Source organism: Mesorhizobium sp. M0185, assembly GCF_040322175.1.
Lineage (GTDB): Bacteria > Pseudomonadota > Alphaproteobacteria > Rhizobiales > Rhizobiaceae > Mesorhizobium.
In genome coordinates this window covers 37,236-56,956 of the sequence record NZ_JAMYSY010000028.1, presented here as the reverse complement: position 1 = coordinate 56,956, position 19,721 = coordinate 37,236, and the positions used below count along the sequence as shown (strand labels likewise).

General features: G+C 61.4%; 17 protein-coding genes and 3 pseudogenes. 14 read left to right on the top strand and 6 right to left on the bottom strand.

Annotation, left to right across the window (positions count from 1 at the left end; all coding sequences use genetic code 11):
* Positions 1–6: 6 nt before the first annotated feature.
* Positions 7–669: a TetR/AcrR family transcriptional regulator gene (locus NKJ20_RS21215; protein WP_502894872.1), complete on the top strand. Its 663-nt coding sequence runs from the start codon at positions 7–9 to the stop codon at positions 667–669.
* A gap of 168 nt (positions 670–837) precedes the next feature.
* Here the strand turns inward: NKJ20_RS21215 and NKJ20_RS21210 are convergent, their stop codons facing one another.
* Entirely contained in the window at positions 838–1,140 is a 303-nt protein-coding gene (locus NKJ20_RS21210) for a putative quinol monooxygenase (RefSeq protein WP_352746640.1), read from the bottom strand.
* A 12-nt stretch (positions 1,141–1,152) separates the two neighbouring features.
* On the bottom strand, positions 1,153–1,944 hold the full coding sequence (locus tag NKJ20_RS21205; protein WP_352641526.1) for an SDR family NAD(P)-dependent oxidoreductase: 792 nt from the start codon (positions 1,942–1,944) through the stop codon (positions 1,153–1,155).
* Between the two features lie 97 nt (positions 1,945–2,041).
* Between NKJ20_RS21205 and NKJ20_RS21200 the strand changes: the two are divergent.
* Positions 2,042–2,958 (top strand): annotated as a pseudogene (locus tag NKJ20_RS21200) (LysR family transcriptional regulator).
* A gap of 98 nt (positions 2,959–3,056) precedes the next feature.
* Here NKJ20_RS21200 and NKJ20_RS21195 read toward each other — a convergent pair.
* Positions 3,057–3,888: pseudogene (locus NKJ20_RS21195) on the bottom strand (transposase family protein); the annotation flags it as partial.
* A 100-nt stretch (positions 3,889–3,988) separates the two neighbouring features.
* Between NKJ20_RS21195 and NKJ20_RS21190 the strand changes: the two are divergent.
* The 4 genes and pseudogenes from NKJ20_RS21190 to NKJ20_RS21175 all read left to right on the top strand — a co-directional run.
* Positions 3,989–4,267: pseudogene (locus NKJ20_RS21190) on the top strand (hypothetical protein); the annotation flags it as partial.
* 42 nt (positions 4,268–4,309) lie between these two features.
* Entirely contained in the window at positions 4,310–4,489 is a 180-nt protein-coding gene (locus NKJ20_RS21185) for a single-stranded DNA-binding protein (protein ID WP_352746686.1), read from the top strand.
* 165 nt (positions 4,490–4,654) lie between these two features.
* On the top strand, positions 4,655–5,350 hold the full coding sequence (locus NKJ20_RS21180) for a DUF6544 family protein (protein ID WP_352746637.1): 696 nt from the start codon (positions 4,655–4,657) through the stop codon (positions 5,348–5,350).
* A 620-nt stretch (positions 5,351–5,970) separates the two neighbouring features.
* Positions 5,971–6,180 (top strand): exopolysaccharide production repressor protein, encoded by a 210-nt coding sequence (locus NKJ20_RS21175; protein WP_352746636.1) that lies wholly within the window; start codon positions 5,971–5,973, stop codon positions 6,178–6,180.
* Between the two features lie 296 nt (positions 6,181–6,476).
* Here the strand turns inward: NKJ20_RS21175 and NKJ20_RS21170 are convergent, their stop codons facing one another.
* From NKJ20_RS21170 to NKJ20_RS21160, 3 genes are read right to left on the bottom strand one after another with little or no spacing between them, the layout of a single operon-like run.
* Positions 6,477–7,760 carry an ATP-grasp domain-containing protein gene (locus NKJ20_RS21170; protein ID WP_352746634.1) on the bottom strand — a complete coding sequence of 428 codons (1,284 nt, stop codon included), beginning with the start codon at positions 7,758–7,760 and terminating at the stop codon, positions 6,477–6,479.
* Position 7,761: 1 nt separating this feature from the next.
* Positions 7,762–8,976 (bottom strand): acetate/propionate family kinase, encoded by a 1,215-nt coding sequence (locus NKJ20_RS21165; protein ID WP_352746633.1) that lies wholly within the window; start codon positions 8,974–8,976, stop codon positions 7,762–7,764.
* Between the two features lie 51 nt (positions 8,977–9,027).
* Positions 9,028–11,451 carry a phosphoketolase family protein gene (locus NKJ20_RS21160; RefSeq protein WP_352746632.1) on the bottom strand — a complete coding sequence of 808 codons (2,424 nt, stop codon included), beginning with the start codon at positions 11,449–11,451 and terminating at the stop codon, positions 9,028–9,030.
* Between the two features lie 100 nt (positions 11,452–11,551).
* Between NKJ20_RS21160 and NKJ20_RS21155 the strand changes: the two genes are divergently transcribed.
* The 8 genes from NKJ20_RS21155 (at position 11,552) to NKJ20_RS21120 (ending at position 19,701) form a co-directional block, all read left to right on the top strand.
* A complete protein-coding gene (locus tag NKJ20_RS21155; RefSeq protein ID WP_352746630.1) occupies positions 11,552–12,067 on the top strand; it encodes a hypothetical protein in 516 nt (171 codons plus the stop codon).
* Positions 12,068–12,230: 163 nt separating this feature from the next.
* A complete protein-coding gene (gene copM, locus NKJ20_RS21150; protein WP_352746628.1) occupies positions 12,231–12,833 on the top strand; it encodes a CopM family metallochaperone in 603 nt (200 codons plus the stop codon).
* Positions 12,834–12,845: 12 nt separating this feature from the next.
* Entirely contained in the window at positions 12,846–13,124 is a 279-nt protein-coding gene (locus tag NKJ20_RS21145; protein WP_352746627.1) for a DUF5676 family membrane protein, read from the top strand.
* A gap of 308 nt (positions 13,125–13,432) precedes the next feature.
* Complete coding sequence (locus NKJ20_RS21140) at positions 13,433–13,744, top strand: DUF2933 domain-containing protein (RefSeq protein ID WP_352746625.1); 312 nt, start codon at positions 13,433–13,435, stop codon at positions 13,742–13,744.
* Positions 13,745–13,746: 2 nt separating this feature from the next.
* Positions 13,747–14,415, top strand: coding sequence for a methyltransferase family protein (locus NKJ20_RS21135; protein ID WP_352746622.1), 669 nt, complete (start codon positions 13,747–13,749; stop codon positions 14,413–14,415).
* Positions 14,416–14,505: 90 nt separating this feature from the next.
* Positions 14,506–15,933, top strand: a complete 1,428-nt coding sequence (locus NKJ20_RS21130; protein ID WP_352746616.1) for a multicopper oxidase family protein — start codon at positions 14,506–14,508, stop codon at positions 15,931–15,933.
* Between the two features lie 52 nt (positions 15,934–15,985).
* Complete coding sequence (locus NKJ20_RS21125) at positions 15,986–18,427, top strand: heavy metal translocating P-type ATPase (protein WP_352746613.1); 2,442 nt, start codon at positions 15,986–15,988, stop codon at positions 18,425–18,427.
* Positions 18,424–19,701, top strand: a complete 1,278-nt coding sequence (locus NKJ20_RS21120) for an MFS transporter (protein WP_352746611.1) — start codon at positions 18,424–18,426, stop codon at positions 19,699–19,701. Before NKJ20_RS21125 ends, NKJ20_RS21120 begins: the two co-directional genes overlap by 4 nt.
* The last annotated feature ends 20 nt before the right edge of the window (positions 19,702–19,721 follow it).

Genomic DNA, 19,721 nt, shown 5'->3' with positions numbered 1-19,721 from the left:
GATGTTTTGACTACAGTGGATCCCGACAAGGCCGTTGAGGCGACGCGCAAGCCCCGCGTGCGCGACGCCGAAGCAACGCAAAGACGCATCCTCGACGCGGCGAAGAAGGAATTCGCCCGCAAGGGATTGGGCGGCGCGCGCGTCGACGACATCGCCGAGCGTGCAAAAGCCAACAAGCGCATGATCTACCATTATTTCGAAAGCAAAGAGAGCCTCTTCCAACGCGTTCTCGAAGACGCCTATGTAGATATCCGGACGGCGGAGCAAAAACTGGAACTCGATCACCTCGCGCCCAAGGAAGCGCTGGAACGGCTGGTCCGCTTCACGTGGAAATACTATCTCGACAATCCTGAGTTCCTGACGATGGTCAACAGCGAGAACCTGCACAAGGCGCGCCACCTCAAGAAGTCCAAAGTCATCCAGGTCCTAAGCCGGCGGTTTGTCGCCATGGTCGATACCATTCTGGAGCGTGGCGCGAAACAGGGCGTATTCCGTGAGGGCATTGATCCGGTTCAATTGAACATCACGATCGCGGCTATCGGCTACTATTACCTCACCAACCGCTTCACCGGTGCCATCATCTACGAGCGTGATCTGATGTCGCGAGAATCTCTCGATACAAGACTGCAGTTCAACATCGATACGATCATGCGCCTGGTCTGCAAATAGGCACCTTCCGGACAGCAGCGAAACGCGGCTACGTTGGAGCTTGCGCTCTGGCTAGAGGGTCGGACGTTCATGTTGAATCGCGAGGGATTTCGCTAATGTTGGGTTTGTGATTTCACTTCCTTACGGAGGTGATTTGCCATGCCCAAGCCATCGAGAAGCATAACCTCGTCAGCCTGCGACTTTGGTCAGGCGATGCAGGGCGAAATCGGCGAAATAGTCACCGACGCCTCTCGCCTGGAAGCGCTGCATCGCAGCGCCGTCCATATGGGCGCGCCACTCAGCTTCGCTTTCCCATGTCTCGACGAAGATGCGGATCCGGCCATCATCGAGCGACTGATGCAGTTCGTAGCGCAGGCAGCCGTCTTCGAGCAGCGTCTCTGCGACCAGATTTTCCTGGGCGGCTCCGAGCGCCGCCTCCTTGCTGGGTTTGGCGGTGGTGATGGCAATAACGGTAAGCGGTGACTGTGACATCGAAGAGCTCTCTCAGGCGATGGTGTTGATGAGGCCGCCCTCGGCGCGCAGCGCGGCGCCGTTGGTGGCCGATGAGCGTGGGCTGGCGAGATAGGCGACGAGACTGGCGACCTCTTCCGCTTCCACCATGCGCTGCAGGATCGAAGAGGAGCGCGCGGTGGCGAAGAATTCGGCCTCGATCTGCTTGATCGGTGCGGACGGGTCGCCCGCCTGGCTGCGCAGGAAAATCTCTATGCCGTCCGAACGGGTCGGCCCCGGCATCACCGCGTTGACCGTGACGTTGGTGCCGCGCGTCAGTTGTGCCAACCCGCGCGATATCGAGAGCTGCGCCGTCTTGGTGGTCGCGTAGTGGATCATGTCTGCCGGGACGGCGAGACCGGATTCGCTGGAGATGAAGATGATCCGGCCCCAGCTCCGCTCCAGCATGCCAGGCAGATAGGCGCGAGACAGGCGCACGCCGCTCATCACGTTGACATCGAACAGATAGCTCCAGTCCGCGTCGGTGATATCGCCAAACTGCTTGCTCTCGTAGATGCCGAGATTGTTGACGAGGATATCGACTACCGGCGCGGCCTTGGAGATCAGGGCGGCGCCTTCGGCGGTGGCGGCGTCGGCCAGAACGCCGCTGACGGCCTTGTCGCCTGACGCCTTGACGGTGGCGATCGCCGCATCGAGCTTCGCCCGGTCGCGGCCGGTGATGATGACGATTGCGCCTTCCAGCGCGAGTGCGCGGGCGATTTCGAGCCCGATACCTGCGGTGGCGCCGGTGACAAGAGCGGTTTTGCCGTTCAGTTGCAGATCCATGAAGAGCCTCCAGATTGTGTCTAGACGCTGTTTATGATTTGAGCACGGGAAGAACTATTGCCACTACAAGACATGCACCTGTGAATGGAGATCATCAGTGGCGCGTATTCTGATGGAACGGTCAGGCGAGATGGAGGTGTTCGCCCGCGTGGTGCAGGATGGCGGCTTCTCCGCGGCGGCGCGCAACCTCGACATTACACCATCTGCGGTGAGCAAGCTGATCGCCCGGCTGGAAGCGCGCCTCGGCACACGCCTTCTGCTGCGCACGACGCGTGCCATCACGTTAACCGAGGAAGGCGAGGCCTATCATCATGCCGCGCTGAGGATCTTGCAGGATCTGAACGACGCCGATCAGGAAGCGTCTGGCGGGGCGGTTCGGGGGCGGCTGAGGGTTAACACCACGATCCCTTTCGGCACCATGTTCGTTGCTCCGGTTATGCCGCCTTCGTCGCACGCAACCCCGACCTCGTCGTCGACCTCAGCTTCATGGATGGGATCGTCGACCTCGTCGCGGAGAAGACCGATGTCGTCATTCGCATGGGCAATTTGCCGGACAGCGGTTTGATTGCTCGCAAACTCGGGCACAGCCGGCGCGTCGTATGCGCCGCTCCGCACTACGTCGCGCGTTATGGCAGGCCTGCAACGCCGGCCGATCTCGAACGCCACGACTGCCTGACATTCAACTTTCGCCGCACCCGGGCATCCTGGCCCTTCCGCTTCGAAGGCAAGGATGTCGGCCAACCAGTTACGGGAAGCCTCGTGGTGAACAATGGCGAGACCATGAAGCAGATGGTACTTGCCGGCGCCGGCGTGGCACGGCTGGGCCTTTTCCATGTCGCCGCCGAAATAGCCGAGGGAAGGCTCGTGCCACTACTCGAAGACTGCAATCCAGGCGACCTCGAACTGGTCCATGCCGTCTATGTCGGCGGCGGACCGCTGCCACACCGCGTACGTGCCTTCATTGAATATATGGCCGAGGTGCTGGACGAAACGCCCCTCCTGAAGGGGATATAGGAGCGGCGCGTCAATATTCGGGTTGTTCAGTCGTGACAGGGCGAAGCCTGGATCGAGAACGCACCGGCTGCGATCGTGACCACGCCTTGGTTTTCATTTCATTTATATAGTCGACCGTGAACAATCCGGGCTCTAAGCGGCGACCGACTGGGCCGGAGTTGAAGCAGAGCGATCAAGAGCGAGAAAAAACCTTTCAGCCATCTGAGCAGGAGGGAGAAAGCCGGCGGCGGCCAGGATGGCGTTGACGGCGTCGCCCTGCTGACCGGCGATGTAGTTGCGGCCCATGCGGTGCTCGGCCGTGATGTGGCCGATGACTGGTTCGATCGCCGACCGCCGCCGCATCTGGCGCTTGATGGCCGGGGTGACGCGGCGCTTGTGGCGCGGTTAAGATCCTGAACCTGTGGCTCTGGGGTGCGGGTGGCCGCGGCCGATCTGGTTGCCGATGGTCTTTTCCATGTCGGGGATGATGCTCGCCAGCGTGTGGCCGTCATAGGGATTGCCGGGCAGTGCCTTTGCATGCAGAGCGAACTGACCGCCGTTGGAGCGCTTCAGCGTGGTGGCCACCGACACCTTAACCCCGAACTCATAGGGCATGTGCGCGTTGCCCTTGCCGATGCATTCCACCTCGTGCGCGTGCAGGCTGTAGATCTTGCGGCCGCGCTGACGCTGACGTTGCTCGAGAACGGTGGCGGCCTGGTAGAGCGGCCATTTGAAGAGCCTGTCCAGCCTCGCATCGCCGGCAATCTGGCGACCGATATCGCGAATGGTCCGGCCGAGATAGGTTTTGAGCCTGCGCAGCGCCTTGTTGGCCCGCTTGAACTGCTTGGCGTGGGCATAGCGCTGGTGCTTGATCAGCGCCAGCTTGCCGACCCGCAAACAGCTCTGGCGCAAATTGAGACCCGTCTTCCCTGCCAGCCGCACCAGCCGTTCAAGCAGGGCAAGCAGTCTGGTGGAAGGAGTAGGGCCTCCGTCCACTTGCTATGCATCGGAATGTGCATATATTGTGCATATGAGAGGTCGGAGATTTGTCATGGCCCACGCACAGCTCGCACATTCCACCGTGATTTCAGGCTTTGTCGATAGCCTGCAGGAGCCGCGCACGCTTTATATCTCGCCGAAGCGCCTGTCGGAGGCGCTGGGCGTGAAGGTGGCCAACTTGGCCCAGCTGACCGGTGTCCACCGCAACACGCTCCGCAACCCCTCATCGGAGCGCCTGCAGGGCCGGATGCGCGAGATGGTGAAAGTGATCTCGGCGGCGACGGAACTCACCGGCGACGTCAACAAGGCGATCTTTTGGTACCGCAACGACGCCGGAAAAAAGGAAACGAGGACGGATTGGGTCACCGTCACCGTGTTCGATGATCAGGCCGCCTGGATCAAGGACAACGTTTCCAAAGGCCAGCCGGTAATAGCCGAAGGGCGCATAAACAACTCATCCTACGAAAAGGACGGCGAGACGATCTACACCACCGATCTGGTCGCAACGACGTTCAACGCCTTCCAGGCCGCCAATGTCAATGCGAACGACTGACAGGATCCGCCCGACGGCTGAGCACGGTTCGTTTGTCCCGGCAACTCTGCAGCTGCCTAGTCGTCGCGGTGGCGCAATCCGGCAAGGCAACCTTTTCCTTCGAGGAATGTTCCTGCCGCCCGAAAAATGCCAAATCATCTGCCGATGATGAGCTAGGCTGCTGGCATGAGCACCCGAAGCCGCACCGAGCCAATTCTGCCGCCTGAGGTTCATGACTTGGCAGCGCGTCTGGGCGCGAGGGGCACGGTTCCGACTTCGTTCGTGAAGCTGATGCAGTCTGGGACGATGCGTGATCGCCCGACGGCGCGTCCGATGCGGTTCTCTGCGCGCCAGAGCATAAGCCTGCAGCGTTGCGAGTTCGAATGGCGCGCGTCGACCGGCCCATTTGGCTGCGTCTCCGTGGTCGACGCGTTGAAGGACGAAGGCGCAGAGATAGACGTACGCGTTTTTCACCTCTTCCGGGTTGCACGCGCAAAAGGCGGGGCGGCGCTCTTGAAAGGCGAGACAATGCGGTATCTGGCGGAACTTGCCTGGGCGCCCGACGCAATCCTTGGCAATCCTTCCCTCGACTGGGCTGTCATTGATGACCGAACTCTACGGGTAGGTGCCGGCCACGGCGAGTCTCGTGGCGAAGTCGAGTTGCGACTGGACGAGAGCGGCCATATCGCCTCCGTCACCGCCAAAGACCGTCCGCACAAGGAGGGAACCGGCTTCGTTGAGCGACCCTGGCATGGACGGTTCTTCGATTACCGCAAGCACGAGGGATGGCTGCTGCCCTTCCAAGGTGAAGTTGGCTGGGTTTTGGACGGGCAATCGTTCATCGCTTGGCGTGGGAGTATCACGGACTGGGCTGTCGCTTGAGATTGACCCCCAATCCCACGTCGTCACTGCGGCTCAGACCTGGTCAAGTGGCTGCGCCGGGGCAAGAGGTTCCTGAGACTACCTCGCGAATGCCGACCGAGCCGCAAGTCACCGATACCCTAGATTCCGTCAGTGCCGCCTCCGTTGCCAAAGCTCGCCATCGACCCCATGCTCTTTGAGATTGAGGCTGGGGTTTTCTTGGATTGAGCGCCCGACCGAAGCAACGACATGCGCAAATTAAATTTAGCGCGACACCAGGCGGTAGGGCTGATGCTGATCTGGCTTGCGCCTGGGCCCATTCTCGCCGCCATCGGAGCGGGCCTGACTGGCCTTGGCTACTCGCTGGTCTATCCCGGTTTCGGTGCCGAGGCCGTAACGAGTTGAGTGGGTTCGTTCGCGCTCACGGTCATATACTTGCGGCTGAATTCAACCGCTCAAGTCAAGAGGCTGAAGCGCGGCAAAACCTATTTCACACCGTGTAAAGACGAAGAAAGAGGCACTCAACAAGCCCATATATGTCAGAGCTCTTCTGGTAATACCAAGGCGACACTCGGTGGCGACGAACTGGCTGATTTGTTAGCAATGGTGGAAATACAAGACTGACGGATGACTGGATTCGTATGTCACTTTGGATATTTTTCCGCGTCCTGCTTTTGATCCTATGCACTTATGCTCTTGCGACGCTATACGTCTCGCAATCCATATGGACAACAGTCATCAGCACGCTGGCCTGCGCAGTGCTTCTTCAGGCCGGCTATTTTGGTAGCGTGCTGTTATTGGTCTGGCTGTCTCGTGACGGCGGCTTCGCCCGATTCTGGAAAAGTTCCTAACACGGCTTTGGGGCTAACCGGCGCTGATCTGCTCAGAACATCCTGTTCGACTCACTGAAGGGAAGAAAGGGCGCTGTCCTCTCTCCCCCCCACAAGCAGAAAACCGGCCTTCCCCATGCTTCGGCCTGCCGCCTGCAGCACCGACCGGACATCCGCTAGCGAGTGCCCGGCCGGCCCTACGGGTGGGGCGATCCCCCTTCCGATTTTCAGCTTATCCCCCTCTCTCCCGGTCCTGTGTCCGATCTCGGTGATCAACGAGCCGCCATCGCCCGTCAGTATCGATGATCCCTGCATGTTCAAACAATCAAGACAGGGGCAAAACCGCCGCCGGGTGTGCGGAAATTGGTGGTCTGGCCCTGGTAGAGGCGCGCGGCGGCGAGCAACATGCGGCCATCGTAAGTATAAAGCCGCACGTCCATCTTGCGTGGCGTGGGTGCGCCATCGATCTCGATCATGCGTTGTCCGGGTGAGGCAAACGCCTGGGCCACATAGCCGCCGCGGGCGATCTCGGCCCACACCCCCTTCGTCACCTTGTCGCCTCGATAGACGGCCTTGCCGCCATGACCGGAGAGCGGCTTGAAGAACATGTCCTTGCGGGATTGCCAGGCGGCATCCAAATTGTCGGGCGTGACCAATGTAGTCCGCGGAACGCCGGCGAGCCGCGAGCGCATCTCCGGAGAAAGGCCGAATGCTTCCAGCGCCTCTGGATTGGACAGCAATGTCAGATTGCGCTTGCTCGCATAGAGCGCATGGTTGTGCGGATTGGGCGTGAGCACCACGCCGCCGTCCTGGTAAGCCACTCTGAGTGCGGCATGTTCCGGACGATCGAGTGTGAAATCGACCAGGCGATTGTAGACGAGGTCAATCTCCTGTTCGCCGAACAAAAGCCTTCCGCCATCATACTTCAGCTCGCTCGCGTCGCCGATCATCGCGTCTATGCCGTGCTTCAGCAACAGCTGCCGGGCAAGCACGAATTCAGGATAGAGATACTGCTCCCCAGGCTGATCATCGACGATCGCAATGGTTCGCGGCGAACCGGCTCCCCGCTGGCGGCGCCATTCGTTCTCGAACATCGCGATGACATTGGTTTCGAAGTGATCGTCCCTGGCGCCGATCGACGCCCGATCGACTTCGGAGCAGCAGGCCTTCTGTGCCCTAGCCAGTAAGGCATTGAGGAATGCGCCTCCTGCGTTGGTGTTCACTTCGATCAGCTTGGGACCATCATCGTCGAGGTGGAAATCGTAGCCCATCAGAGCGCCAACGGGTCCAAAATCCTGTTGGGCGATTTCCGGGGGCCAGGAGAGGACGGTATCGCGATAGCCCTGTAGCCTGGCTGTTGCCTCAATGGCGACGACGATTGCTTGCATCTCATCGAGAGCGGACGCGGCGAGGAAGACCGGAACGTTGGAAAACAGATGCGGCCTCGACGCCATGAAGGTTTCGCAGAAGCCGGGATCGCCGGCCTCATGGTTCAGCGCTGCCCAAAGCGCTGTTCGGTCGAGCGTGATGCAGAAGCAGTTGCGATTGCGTCGCGCCGACGGGGACATGGCGGCTTCCGCGACGCTGGAGACTGGAAGCATGTCAGTGTCTCCTCTGCGATGGCAGGGCAAAGCTTGCCCGCCTCGGCGAAGGCACAGAGAGCAACTGGCTGGCAACGGCTCTCTCTTCATTGGTAGGGATTACAAGAACCTCGACGCGTGAATTGGCAAGGCTGATGATCTCCTCGCCTCTTCGGTTCTGGTCATGATCGATACCGACGCCAAGCCAGCCGGCAGCAACTCCGATCTTTTCCCGGATCGATGGCGCGTTTTCGCCGATGCCTGCCGTGAACACCAGAGTGTCCAGACCTCCGAGAGCGGCGGCCAGCGATCCGATCTCGCGCCCGATGCGATAGACAAACAGGTCGATGGCCTCGGCGGCGAAAGGATCGTCCGAGCCGATCAGCGTTCGCATGTCACCGGACATTCCCGACACACCGAGCAGACCGGATTGGTCATAGAGAAGCGTGACCAGTTCGTCGGCCGAGAGCTTCCTGTCCTGCAGGAGGTGGAGAATGATCCCCGGGTCGAGCGCGCCGCAACGCGTGCTCATGACAAGGCCGTCGAGAGTCGAAAACCCCATCGTCGTGGCGACACTTCGTCCAGCATTCATGGCGCACTGGCTGGCGCCGCTGCCAAGATGGGCAACGATCGCCCGGCCGCCGGCGCCCGCGCCGTAGCGGGACCGCAGCCGCGAAGCAATATGGCTGTATGACAGCCCGTGAAAGCCATAGGAAACAACGCCCGCCTGGGTCATCGCACGCGGCAGGCCATAGATCTTGGCGATCCCCGGCCGGGCGCAATGGAATGCGGTGTCGAAGCATCCGACTTGAAGCGCCTGCGGCAGCAGGCCGGCAGCAAGTGCGACAATTTCGAGATTGATTCGTTGATGGATCGGCGCCAGCGGCTCAAGCAGGCGCAGTGCCTCTATCACGCGCGCGTCAAGCCGCGTGGCTTCCGTAAAATCACGACCGCCATGAACAATCCTGTGCCCGACCCTGCCGATGCGGCGCAGTAGATCGCGATCGGCAAGCAGAGAGGCGACTGTCGCGAATGCCTCCCCGATATCGATCGGTCCGACGCTCAAGCTCCTGTCTATTTCAGGCCATCCCGCCGCGGCGTCCACACGCAGCCGCGGATGTTGCCCGAGCGAGGCGACATTGCCGCGCAACAGCAGGGGAAGTTCGTCGCGTCCCTCAAATACAGCGAACTTCAGGCTCGAGGAACCGCCGTTCAGAACGAGGATGGCGTCAGTCATAGGGGCGTCCGATATGCTGTCGCGGCGATTTCCGGAATAATGGGCATCGGCTCAACCCGAACGAGTCATCGCCGCATCCGGATCCTGCCCCCACTTCCAGTTAAGTATTTCCGGCATGTCCTGGCCATGGGCGCGAATATAGGCTCGATGGTCAAGCAGTTTGCTGTCCATCATCTGCTTCAGCCCAACCCGTACGCTCTTCAGTTCCGGAACCCGATCAAGCACGCTTTGGACGAGGTGGAACCGGTCGAGGCCGTTCAGTACCGTCATGTCGAAGGGCGTGGTGGTCGTGCCTTCCTCGTTAAAGCCACGCACATGGATGTTGTCATGATTGGTGCGGCGATAGGTCAGTTGATGAACGGTCCAGGGATAGCCATGATAGGCGAAGATGACGGGTTTGCCGGTGGTGAACAGCGCGTCGAAATCTCGATCCGATAGCCCGTGCGGGTGATGCTCCTTCGGCTGAAGCGTCATCAGGTCCACGATGTTAACCACCCTGATCCTGAGTTCTGGAACATGGTGCCTGAGGATCTGGACAGCCGCCAGCGTTTCGAGCGTCGGAACATCGCCGGCGCAAGCCATGACGACGTCCGGCTCCGCACCGTCGTCCGTTGACGCCCAGTCCCAGATGCCGATGCCCGCCCTGCAGTGAACGATCGCCTTGTCCATCGACAGCCACTGCCATGACGGCGGCTTGCCGGCGACAATGACGTTGATACGGTTCCATGTCTGCAACACGTGGTCGGTCACGCAGAGCAAGGTGTTTGCATCCGGCGGAAGATAGACGCGAACGATGTCGGCCTTCTTGTTGAGGGCGACGTCGATGAAGCCGGGATCCTGATGGCTGAAGCCATTGTGTTCCTGATGCCAGACATGGCTCGACAACAGGTAGTTCAACGACGCGATAGGACGACGCCATGGAATTTCGCGACAGGCATCCAGCCATTTCGCATGCTGGTTGAACATGGAATCCACGATGTGAATGAAGGCCTCGTAGCAAGAGAACAGGCCGTGGCGCCCGGTCAGCAGGTAGCCTTCGAGCCAGCCCTGGCAGGTGTGTTCGGAGAGGATTTCCATGACCCGGCCGTCACGCCCAAGATGAACATCTTCGGGCAGGATCTTTTCCATCCAGGCACGCTCGGTCACTTCGAAAACGTCTTGAAGCCGGTTCGAGGCGGTTTCGTCGGGTCCGACGATGCGGAAGTTCTTCGTGGCCTGGTTCAACTGCATGACGTCTCGCAGGAAGGTCCCCATCGCACGGGTAGACTCGGCCTTGACGGCGCCGGGCCGGGTAATGGCCACCGCATGGTCATGCAATCCGGGCAGATCGAGAGACCGGCGCAGCAGGCCGCCATTGGCATGCGGGTTGGCGCTCATGCGCCGCGTGGCCTGGGGCGCGGTGGCGCGGATCGAAGGGACTAGAGCACCAGCGGCGTCGAACAGCTCCTCGGGCCGATAGCTTTTCAGCCATTGCTCCAGTAGCTTGAGATGCTCCGGGTTGTCCGCAAGGCCCGACAAGGGAACCTGGTGCGAGCGCCAGAAGCCTTCGGTCTTCAGCCCGTCGACCTCCTTCGGACCGGTCCAGCCTTTAGGGCTTCGAAGCACGATCATCGGCCATTTCGGTCGCGAAGTCGGCCCCGCTGAACCATCGCGCGCGGCATGCTGGATGTCCCGGATGCGGTCGAGCGCATCGTCGAGCACGGCCGCCATTCGTTGATGCATCAGAGCCGGCTCGTGCCCCTCGACGAACAGCGGTTCATAGCCGTAGCCGATAAACAACGCGCGCAATTCATCTTCGGGAATGCGGCCCAGAATCGTCGGATTGGCGATCTTGTAGCCGTTCAAGTGCAGTATCGGCAGAACCGCGCCGTCGCGCGCCGGATTGAGGAATTTGTTGGAATGCCACGCCGCAGCCAGTGGTCCGGTTTCGGCCTCGCCATCGCCGACGACGCAGGCCACCACAAGGTCCGGATTGTCGAAGGCCGCGCCGTAGGCATGAGAAAGCGCGTAGCCCAGTTCGCCGCCCTCATTGATCGAACCCGGTACGTCGGGCGCGGCATGGCTCGGGATTCCGCCTGGAAACGAGAACTGCCGGAACAGCTTTCGCATTCCCTGCTCATCCATTGTCATATCCGGATTGATCTCGGTGTAGGTGCCCTCCAGGTAGGTGTTCGCAACCATTGCAGGGCCGCCATGGCCGGGGCCGCAGACATAGATCACATTTGCGTCCCTGAGCCGGATCGCTCGGTTGAGGTGCGCGTAGACGAAACTTAGGCCCGGCGAAGTTCCCCAGTGGCCGAGCAAGCGCGGCTTGACGTGCTCCAGCCGCAAGGGTTCGCGCAGCAGCGGATTGTCGAGCAGATAGATCTGGCCGATCGTGAGATAATTGGCGGCGCGCCAATAGGCATCAATGTCGCGCAACTGGCTTTCGGACAGCCGCCCACCGGGGACTCCTACTCTCGCGTGCTCGGTCATGTTTAGCTCCGTTGCGTTGTTTGCAAATGCCGCCGGATCGCGACGCGCCTCTGCTTGTCGAGTCGTAGTGAATGGACACCAACGCATTCGCGCGCCATTGATGCCTGTGGTGGTCGAGATAGGCAAACACGGTTTCGGCCGCGGATTCTATCCTGACGGTAGTCTGGGTGGAATGCGCGGCATTGATTTGCATCAAAGTAGCGACATGCAGTTGGGCTACATTGAATCCATGAAAATCACCTTGGCTCAGCTTCGTTTGCTGCTCGCCGTGATCCTGCTGATCGCGGGCGGTGCCATTGCTGGTCTTGCAGAACAGGCTTCTGCAACGGGCGTCGGCGTCACAACTGACGTTGCGACGCTCTCGACGGGCGCCTTGCACAAGGTGATGGGTCACATCGCGTTGACAGACCAGGATAACCATCGCGCGCCATGTGATGACTGCCTGGATTGCGTGCACTCGACCGGCTCCGGCTGTTGTGCTGCAGGCATTTCCGCCGGCGAATGCGGCGTTCTTCACGACGCGCCGGTTGCCGTCCGCTTCATGCCGGGCAAGGCATTTCAGGCAACGGGCATCGACCCCGAGGGCCTCCTGCGACCTCCCCAGACCTTGGCCTGATATCGCGCCGTCGCGGTGCTCGGGACTGTTGAATCCAGCAGTGCCATCAAGGCCCCATAACGACCGAACGATCCGCGAAACCACACCGGTAGCGGCGATCCGGGCTGCCTTGCGCATCCTGAATTCGCCTGTCGGTTTTCACATCAACGACAAGGAAACAGCCATGAAAACCCACCTTCGATTGATCACGTTTGCCGTATGCGCAACCCTGTCGGGTGCGGTTTTTGCTCAGACAGATCCGCACCATCCGGCGGCCGACGCACCACAAACCACGACAACGGCACCGGCCGCGGAGGCGATGCCTGGCGGGTCGCCCGAGCAGTGCACCGCAATGATGTCCACGATGCAGAAGATGATGCCCGTGATGGAGAAGATGGCTCCCATGATGCAGCAAATGATGCCGATGATGCAGCAGATGATGCAGGGCGGAATGATGCAGGGTGGGCAAGGCGGGATGATGCAGGGTCAGGGCGGCATGACGAACATGCCGATGGACACCGCCAACATGTCAGAGGCCTCCAGAAATTATATGGAGGCGATGAAGCGAATGGACGCGCCGATGATGCAGGGCGTCCAAGCCGCCGATCCCGATGTCGCCTTCGTCCAGGCGATGATCCCTCATCACCAGGGCGCCATCGATATGGCACGGGCGGTCCTGCAATTCGGCAAGGAAGATCAGGTCAAGGTGTGGGCCAATCAGATCGTCACGGCTCAGCAGGCCGAGATCGCCGCCATGCAGGAATGGCTCAAGCAACACGCGAAATGACAGGAGGAATCCATGGACAAACTCAGCGTCCTGTCCGTCGGCATTGCGCTGGGCGTGACGTCGACCCTGTTGAGCATGCTCTGCGCTTTGGCCGTCGCTATCTGGCCAGAGGCAACACTCGATTTCTTCGGCGCCATCATGCACGGGCTCGACCTCAGTGCGGTCAGGTCTACGGCGCCGATAAGCCCTGTCCGAGTTCTCTGCGGCGTTCTCGGGCTTGGCATCGTCGGGCTGCCTGCGGGTGTCGCCTACGCCTCGATCTACAATGTCGTCGCCACAGGGCGCCGGTAGGCAAGTCAAGGTTCAGTCCATGAAAGCCACCATCAATCCATGGACGACGTCGTCCGTCACTCTTGCTCTGGCGGGGATAATCATCGCCGGGATCGGACTGTATTTCATCGCCCTCAGGCCACCCCTGCTGCCCGAGGACATCCGCTATATCAACCTCTCGGCGGCCGAACTCGAAGCCGTCGGTCCACGGTTTGCGATGTGGCTCACCCAGGTTTTCCGGGTGCTCGGCGGCTACGCCCGTAAGCCTCATCGCCTATGGGCTCGAAAGCTCCGGCAACGACAATCGATGACAAATAAGGAACCATCCCATGAATACCAACAACGTTCACCGCATGTCCGATCCGCCGATTGGGTCCGAACCAGAACCGGAGGCCGAGGCTGGCGGATTTTGGACTTCGAAGGCCGGCCTGATCACGATCGCCTTCCTGCTGATCGCCGCGTTTTTCCTTCTCACCGAGCACCGAGCTCATACCTTCGGTGTCTTTCCCCTTCTGCTGCTGCTCGCCTGTCCTCTGCTTCACCTATTCCACCGCGGGCATGGCGGTCACGGCAGTCATTCCGCGCACAAGGAACCCGAGCCGGGCGCGCAAGCCGGCACCACACACCATAAAGGAGCATGACGATGGTCGAGCAACCTCCTGCCTACGGCCTCTGGGGCCTGGTGATAGTCAATTCGGCGATTTTCATCGTGTTCGCATTTAGCTTCTTCAAGCCGCGAACCGGCCGTGACTGGCGCTCCTTCGGTGCGTTCAGCGCCTTCCTGCTGGCGTTGTTTGCCGAAATGTATGGCTTCCCCCTGACGATTTACTTGTTCTCGGGGTGGCTGCAGTCACGATACCCTGGCATCGACTGGTTCTCGCATGATGCCGGTCACCTCACGGAAATGATGTTCGGCTGGCGTCTCAATCCGCATTTCGGCCCGTTTCACATTCTCAGCTTCTTCCTGATCGGCGGCGGTTTCATGCTGATCTCGACAGCATGGCGAGTGCTTTACGAAGCCCAGCGTCACAATCGGCTCGCAACGGGCGGCCCATATGCCTTCATCCGGCATCCGCAATATGTCGGCTTCGTCCTCGTCATGGCGGGATTCCTCGTGCAATGGCCGACGCTGCTGACGCTGGCGATGTTTCCCATCCTCGTCGGCATGTATGTGCGGCTTTCCTTCATCGAGGAGCGAGAAGCGAGAAAGGAGTTCGGCGACGCATACGACCGATACGCCGCCCGTGTGCCCGCCTTTTTTCCGCATGTGACCAGATTGTTCGGTTCGGCCGGCAAGCACCATGCGCCCTGATCGCACCGGCTCATCGCCGACGCGTTTGAACCTGATCTTTGTGTGCTGAACGAAACAACGAAACTCCCAATCGAAGCGAAGGAAACTATTATGAAACGTCGAGATATCCTGAAGGGCGCGGTGGCAGGCGCCGCAGTTTTTGCAATCCCATCGAGCTTGCTCTCGGCAGCCTCCGCCAGTCAGTCAGGCGGCCAGCCGCTCGGCATCTCGCGCCGCACGATCGAGGTGAACGGCAAAGCCGCAAGCGTCTTCGGCCTGCAAAGGGCCGACGGCGCCCCCGGCCTGCGCTTGCGGGCGGGCGACGCCTTCAACGTGCTGCTTCGAAACGAGACTGCCGAGCCGACGATCATACATTGGCACGGGTTGACGCCGCCGTGGCCGAGCGACGGAGTCGCCGACGCGCCACTGCCGCTTATCGGCGCTCGCGCCGATCGCAGTTTCGATTTTCCGGTCGGCGAGCCCGGCACCTTCTGGATGCACGCCCATACCCTGCAGGAACAATTGCTGCTCGCGGCGCCGCTCATCGTCGCCGATCCCGCCGATGACGCAAAAGACGAGCAGGAGGTTGTCATCCTGCTCCACGATTTCTCGTTCTCATCGCCTCAGGAGCTGCTGGCTAGGCTGCAGAGTAAGAATACCGGCTCCATGCCGATGGACGGCATGGATATGTCGGGAGCGCAAACCGACGCCATGGCTGGGATGAACGATGGCGGCATGATGACCGATATCAACGACATCGATTATGACGCCTATCTGGCCAATGACCGGTCCCTGAACGACCCCGAGATCGTCACGGTCGAACGGGGCGGACGCGTGCGGGTGCGGATCATCAACGGCGCCACGGCGACGGCGTTTACAATCGATTTCGGGGAACTTGAAGGCGAACTGATCACGGTCGACGGTCAGCCTGTCGAACCGGTCAGGGGCCGGCGGTTTCCGATGACAATGGGGCAGCGCATCGACGTGCGCGTGCAGTTGCCGCGCGACCTCAGCTCCTCCTTTCCGATCCTGGCGCTGCGCGAGGGAAGCAAGGAACGGACCGGAATTGTCCTGCGCCCGGCGGGGGCCGCGGTGGCTAAGCTCGGGACGGCGGCTGGTGTCGACGCTCCGGTTTTAGACCTGGCGCTTGAGGCACAACTTCGGGCGATCGCGCCACTTGCATCACGCCCTGCCGACAAGACGTTCGACATGGCGCTGACCGGCGACATGGCTGCCTATCGCTGGAGCCTCGAAACCAATGCTCCGCTCCTCGTGGACAGGGGTGATCGCGTCGAGGTCACCCTGCGCAACGACACCATGATGGCCCACCCGATGCATCTTCACGGCCATCGTTTCCAGGTGGTCGCGATTGACGGGCAGCGCTTTCATGGCGCCGTTCGCGACACCGTGCTGGTGCCGCCGATGCGCTCGATCACCATCGCCGTCGATGCCATCAATCCCGGCAAATGGGTCTTCCACTGTCACCATCTCTACCACATGGCGAGCGGCATGATGTCGACCTTTGCCTACCGAAGCTGAGACACCGCAGTCGGTGCGATTGCCGCCACGAACCGCGGCACGGAGAACCATGATGAAAAAGGTCAATCTGGAAGTGCGCGACCTTGTCGGCATGATGGATTTCGCGGCGGTCGAAAAACGCCTCGCGGCTCTGCCGGGGGTCGCCAGTGTCGCGATGAACGCGGGATCGACAACCGCGAGCGTCGAATTCAACGAGGGGCAGACGAGCCCAAAGGTCCTTGTCCGCGAAATCAAGGCCTGCGGCTTCCATTGCCGTGGCGAGGTCGTGCCGCGGCATCTGTGCATTCCCGGCAGCACGACCATTCCGCCGGGCCATCCGCAAGCAACCTCCGGGCATGTCGTGCATGTTCACGCCGAGCACGATCATGGGGGGCACGCCGCCATGACCGAACCCGGTGCAGCAGGTCCGAGGGCGATTGCGGATAAGGCGCCGCACGACGCCATGGCCCATGAGATGGGACACGGCGCCGGCATGGACATGCAGGCCATGGTCAAGGACATGCGCAACCGCTTCTTCATCAGCCTGATCTTCGCCTTGCCGATTTTCGCCATGGAGCCGATGGGTCTGGGTGAACCCTGGTTGCGCCCACCCTTCGGATTGAGCGAAGACGTCGCGATGTTCTTCCTTGCCAGCGCCGCGATCCTCTATCCGGTCTGGCCCTTCCTTGTTGCCGCCTGGCGAGCCCTGCGCAACGGCGTCCTCAACATGGCCGTGCTGGTGGTGCTGAGCGTCGGCACCGGCTACCTGTTCAGCCTCGGCGCGACCTTCTTCTTCGAGGGGCAGCAATTCTACGAGGCCGCGAGCGTGCTGCTCGTGTTCATCCTGCTCGGCCATTGGCTGGAGATGCGCGCCCGCGCCGGGGCATCGGCCGCGATCAGGGCCCTGCTCAACCTCGCCCCGCCCAGGGCCTCCGTTTTCCGTGATGGCAAGGAGGTCGAGGTTGCGACCGCCGACGTCGTGCTCGGCGACATCGTGGTCCTGCGACCCGGCAACAAGCTTCCCGTCGACGGCGTGGTGGTCGAGGGCACGTCGACGATCGACGAATCGATGCTGACCGGCGAATCGATGCCGGTGACCAAGAAGGTCGGCGACAAAGTCATCGGGGCGACCATCAACAAGAGCGGCACGCTGCGCTACCGCTCTACCAAGGTGGGCGCCGACACGGCGCTTGCCCAGATCGTCAAGTTGGTCCAGGAAGCCCAGAACTCGAAGGCGCCGGCGCAGCTGCTCGCCGATCGCGCTTCGCAATGGCTGGTGCTTGCCGCGATCCTCATCGGGCTGGCGACCTTCGCCGTCTGGTTCTGGTGGCTCGGCCAGCCTCTGCTGTTCGCGATGACCTTGACCATTACCGTCTTCGTCATCGCTTGTCCCGATGCGCTCGGCCTCGCTACACCCATGGCCGTGATGGTCGGCACCGGCCTTGGTGCCGCAAACGGGATTCTGTTCAAAAACGCAGCCGCTCTCGAGGAGGCGACCAAGCTCAACGTAATCGTCTTCGACAAGACCGGCACGCTCACCATGGGGCAGCCCAAGGTCGTCGAAATCGTCTCGGCTGCCGGCGTTTCGCCCGACGAGGTTCTGCAGGTCGCAGCTGCCGTGGATCAAGGGTCGGATCACCCGCTCGCCGTCGCCATCGTCCAGCGGGCCACGGCTATGAAGCTTCCCAAAGTGTCGGGCTTCCTGAATATCGAAGGCAAGGGCACCAGTGCCACGATTGGTGGAGACCAGGCTTTCCTCGGCAACCGGCGCCTCATGGACGAGCAGAAGATTGATCTTCTGGCGTTGGGCGAAACAGCCGAGGCGCTAAAGGGCGAAGGCCGCACCGTCATCCATGTTGCACGGTCCGGCAAGGTGCTCGGGCTGATCGCGATCGCCGATACGCCGCGCCCGACGGCCATTGCAACGATTGCCAAACTACACGAGCAGGGCGTGCGCGTGGCCATGCTCACGGGTGACAACGCCGGCACCGCCAAGCGCATCGCGGACGTGCTCGGCATCGACATCGTCCTCGCGGACGTGCTGCCAGGGCAGAAGGCAGAAAAGATCAAGGACCTGCAAGGGCAAGGCCTGAAAGTCGGCATGGTCGGTGATGGAATCAACGACGCGCCGGCTCTGACGCAAGCCGACGTCGGCTTCGCCATCGGTGCGGGAACCGATGTCGCTATCGAGAGTGCCGACATCGTGCTGATGAGGAGCGATCCCTACGATGTGGTCGGGGCGATGACGCTCTCGCGCGCCACGCTGCGCAAGATGCACCAGAACCTGTGGTGGGCGGTCGGATACAATCTCATCGCCTTCCCGATCGCGGCGGGCGTGTTCTACCCATTCCTGCTGAGCCCCGAGCTAGCGGCGCTGGCAATGTCGGGCAGTTCGGCTCTCGTGGCCATCAACGCCCTGCTGCTCAAGCGAACCAGGCTCGAAGGCATTCGACCTGCCGCCGCATCGACGACCGAAGGCGTCGCTCATCAGCACCCGCGCGGCTCGCTGGCATGAGCGTGTCGATGCAAGCTCGCCTGCCCACGTCTCGATGGAGCCTGGGCGCGGTCCTGGCCTCGGCCTTTGTCGTTGCGCTCGGCTACGGAATTGTCTTGCCGGTCCTGCCGATGATGGTCGAGCGGCTTGCCGGGTCCACCGACCCGGCATTCAATGCGCGGCAGATTGGCCTTTTGACCGCTGCCTATGTCGCTGCGCCCGTGGTCGCCGCTTTCCTCTGGGGGAAGTGGTCGGATCTCATCGGTCGCAGACCTGTCCTTGTCATCGGCCTGATCGGCTTTGCCGTGACCTTGGCGGCATCGGCGCTGGCACCGAGCTTGCTCGTTCTTTATATCGGGCGGATCCTGAATGGTGGCTTCGCGGCAGCCATGGGGCCAACGGCTCTTGCGTTCATTGCCGACACCGAACGTGAGGATGATCGCCGCACAAGAGTATTCGGCTGGATGAGCATGGCATCGATCGCGGGCTTTCTGGTCGGGCCGATGCTCGGCGGGCTCGTGGCAGAACTGAAACTTGACTTGGGCGTGGCGGCTATCCCGCCACAGACCATTCCCTTCCTCCTTGCGTCCGGCCTCGCTGTGGCGGCAGCTCTTGGCGTGTGGTCTGTGCTGCCTGGACACATGCTGCCCGGCCCCCGTGTTGAGACGAGCAAACCCGGGTCATCAATGTTCGTATCTGGAGAGATACGGCTGCTCGCTCTTGCCGCCGTGACCGCGGCAGGGCTTGGCGCATTCGAGGTCGGGCTCACGCTGCGAAACGTTGAACTCGCAATGGGTCCAGCCGCGCTCGGCCTCATGTTCGCGACATGCAGCGTTGTGATGTTTGCGGTCCAGGGCCTCGTCTTTTCGCCGCTCGTCAAACCGGCAGCGACGAGGCTGCTTGTGGCGCCTGCCTTCCTGGTGATGGCGATCGGTCTGGCGGTTATGCCGACACTTGCCGGACTCACGGAAATGCTGCTTGCGGTTTCCGTTGTTTCGGCTTCGGCCGGCGTGATCAGCCCTTTGCTCGCCTACTGGGTGTCGCGCATCAGCGCACGAAGCCAAGGTATGGAACTCGGTATCCAATCGGCAGCGGTCAGCCTCGGGCTGTCAGTGGGCTCCGCGGCCGCCGGCCTGCTGTTCGGTTCCCAACGTCTGGAGGGCGCCGCCTTCCTTGTTGCTGCCGCAGCGATGGGCCTCGCCGCAATCGCAAGCCTGAACCTACCGCTGCCATTGGCGCCCGCGCGTCACGAAGCGCGGCCGGCCCCTGCTGACCAAACGGACGCAGCAGTTTGATCCAGGTCATTGCGAGTGCA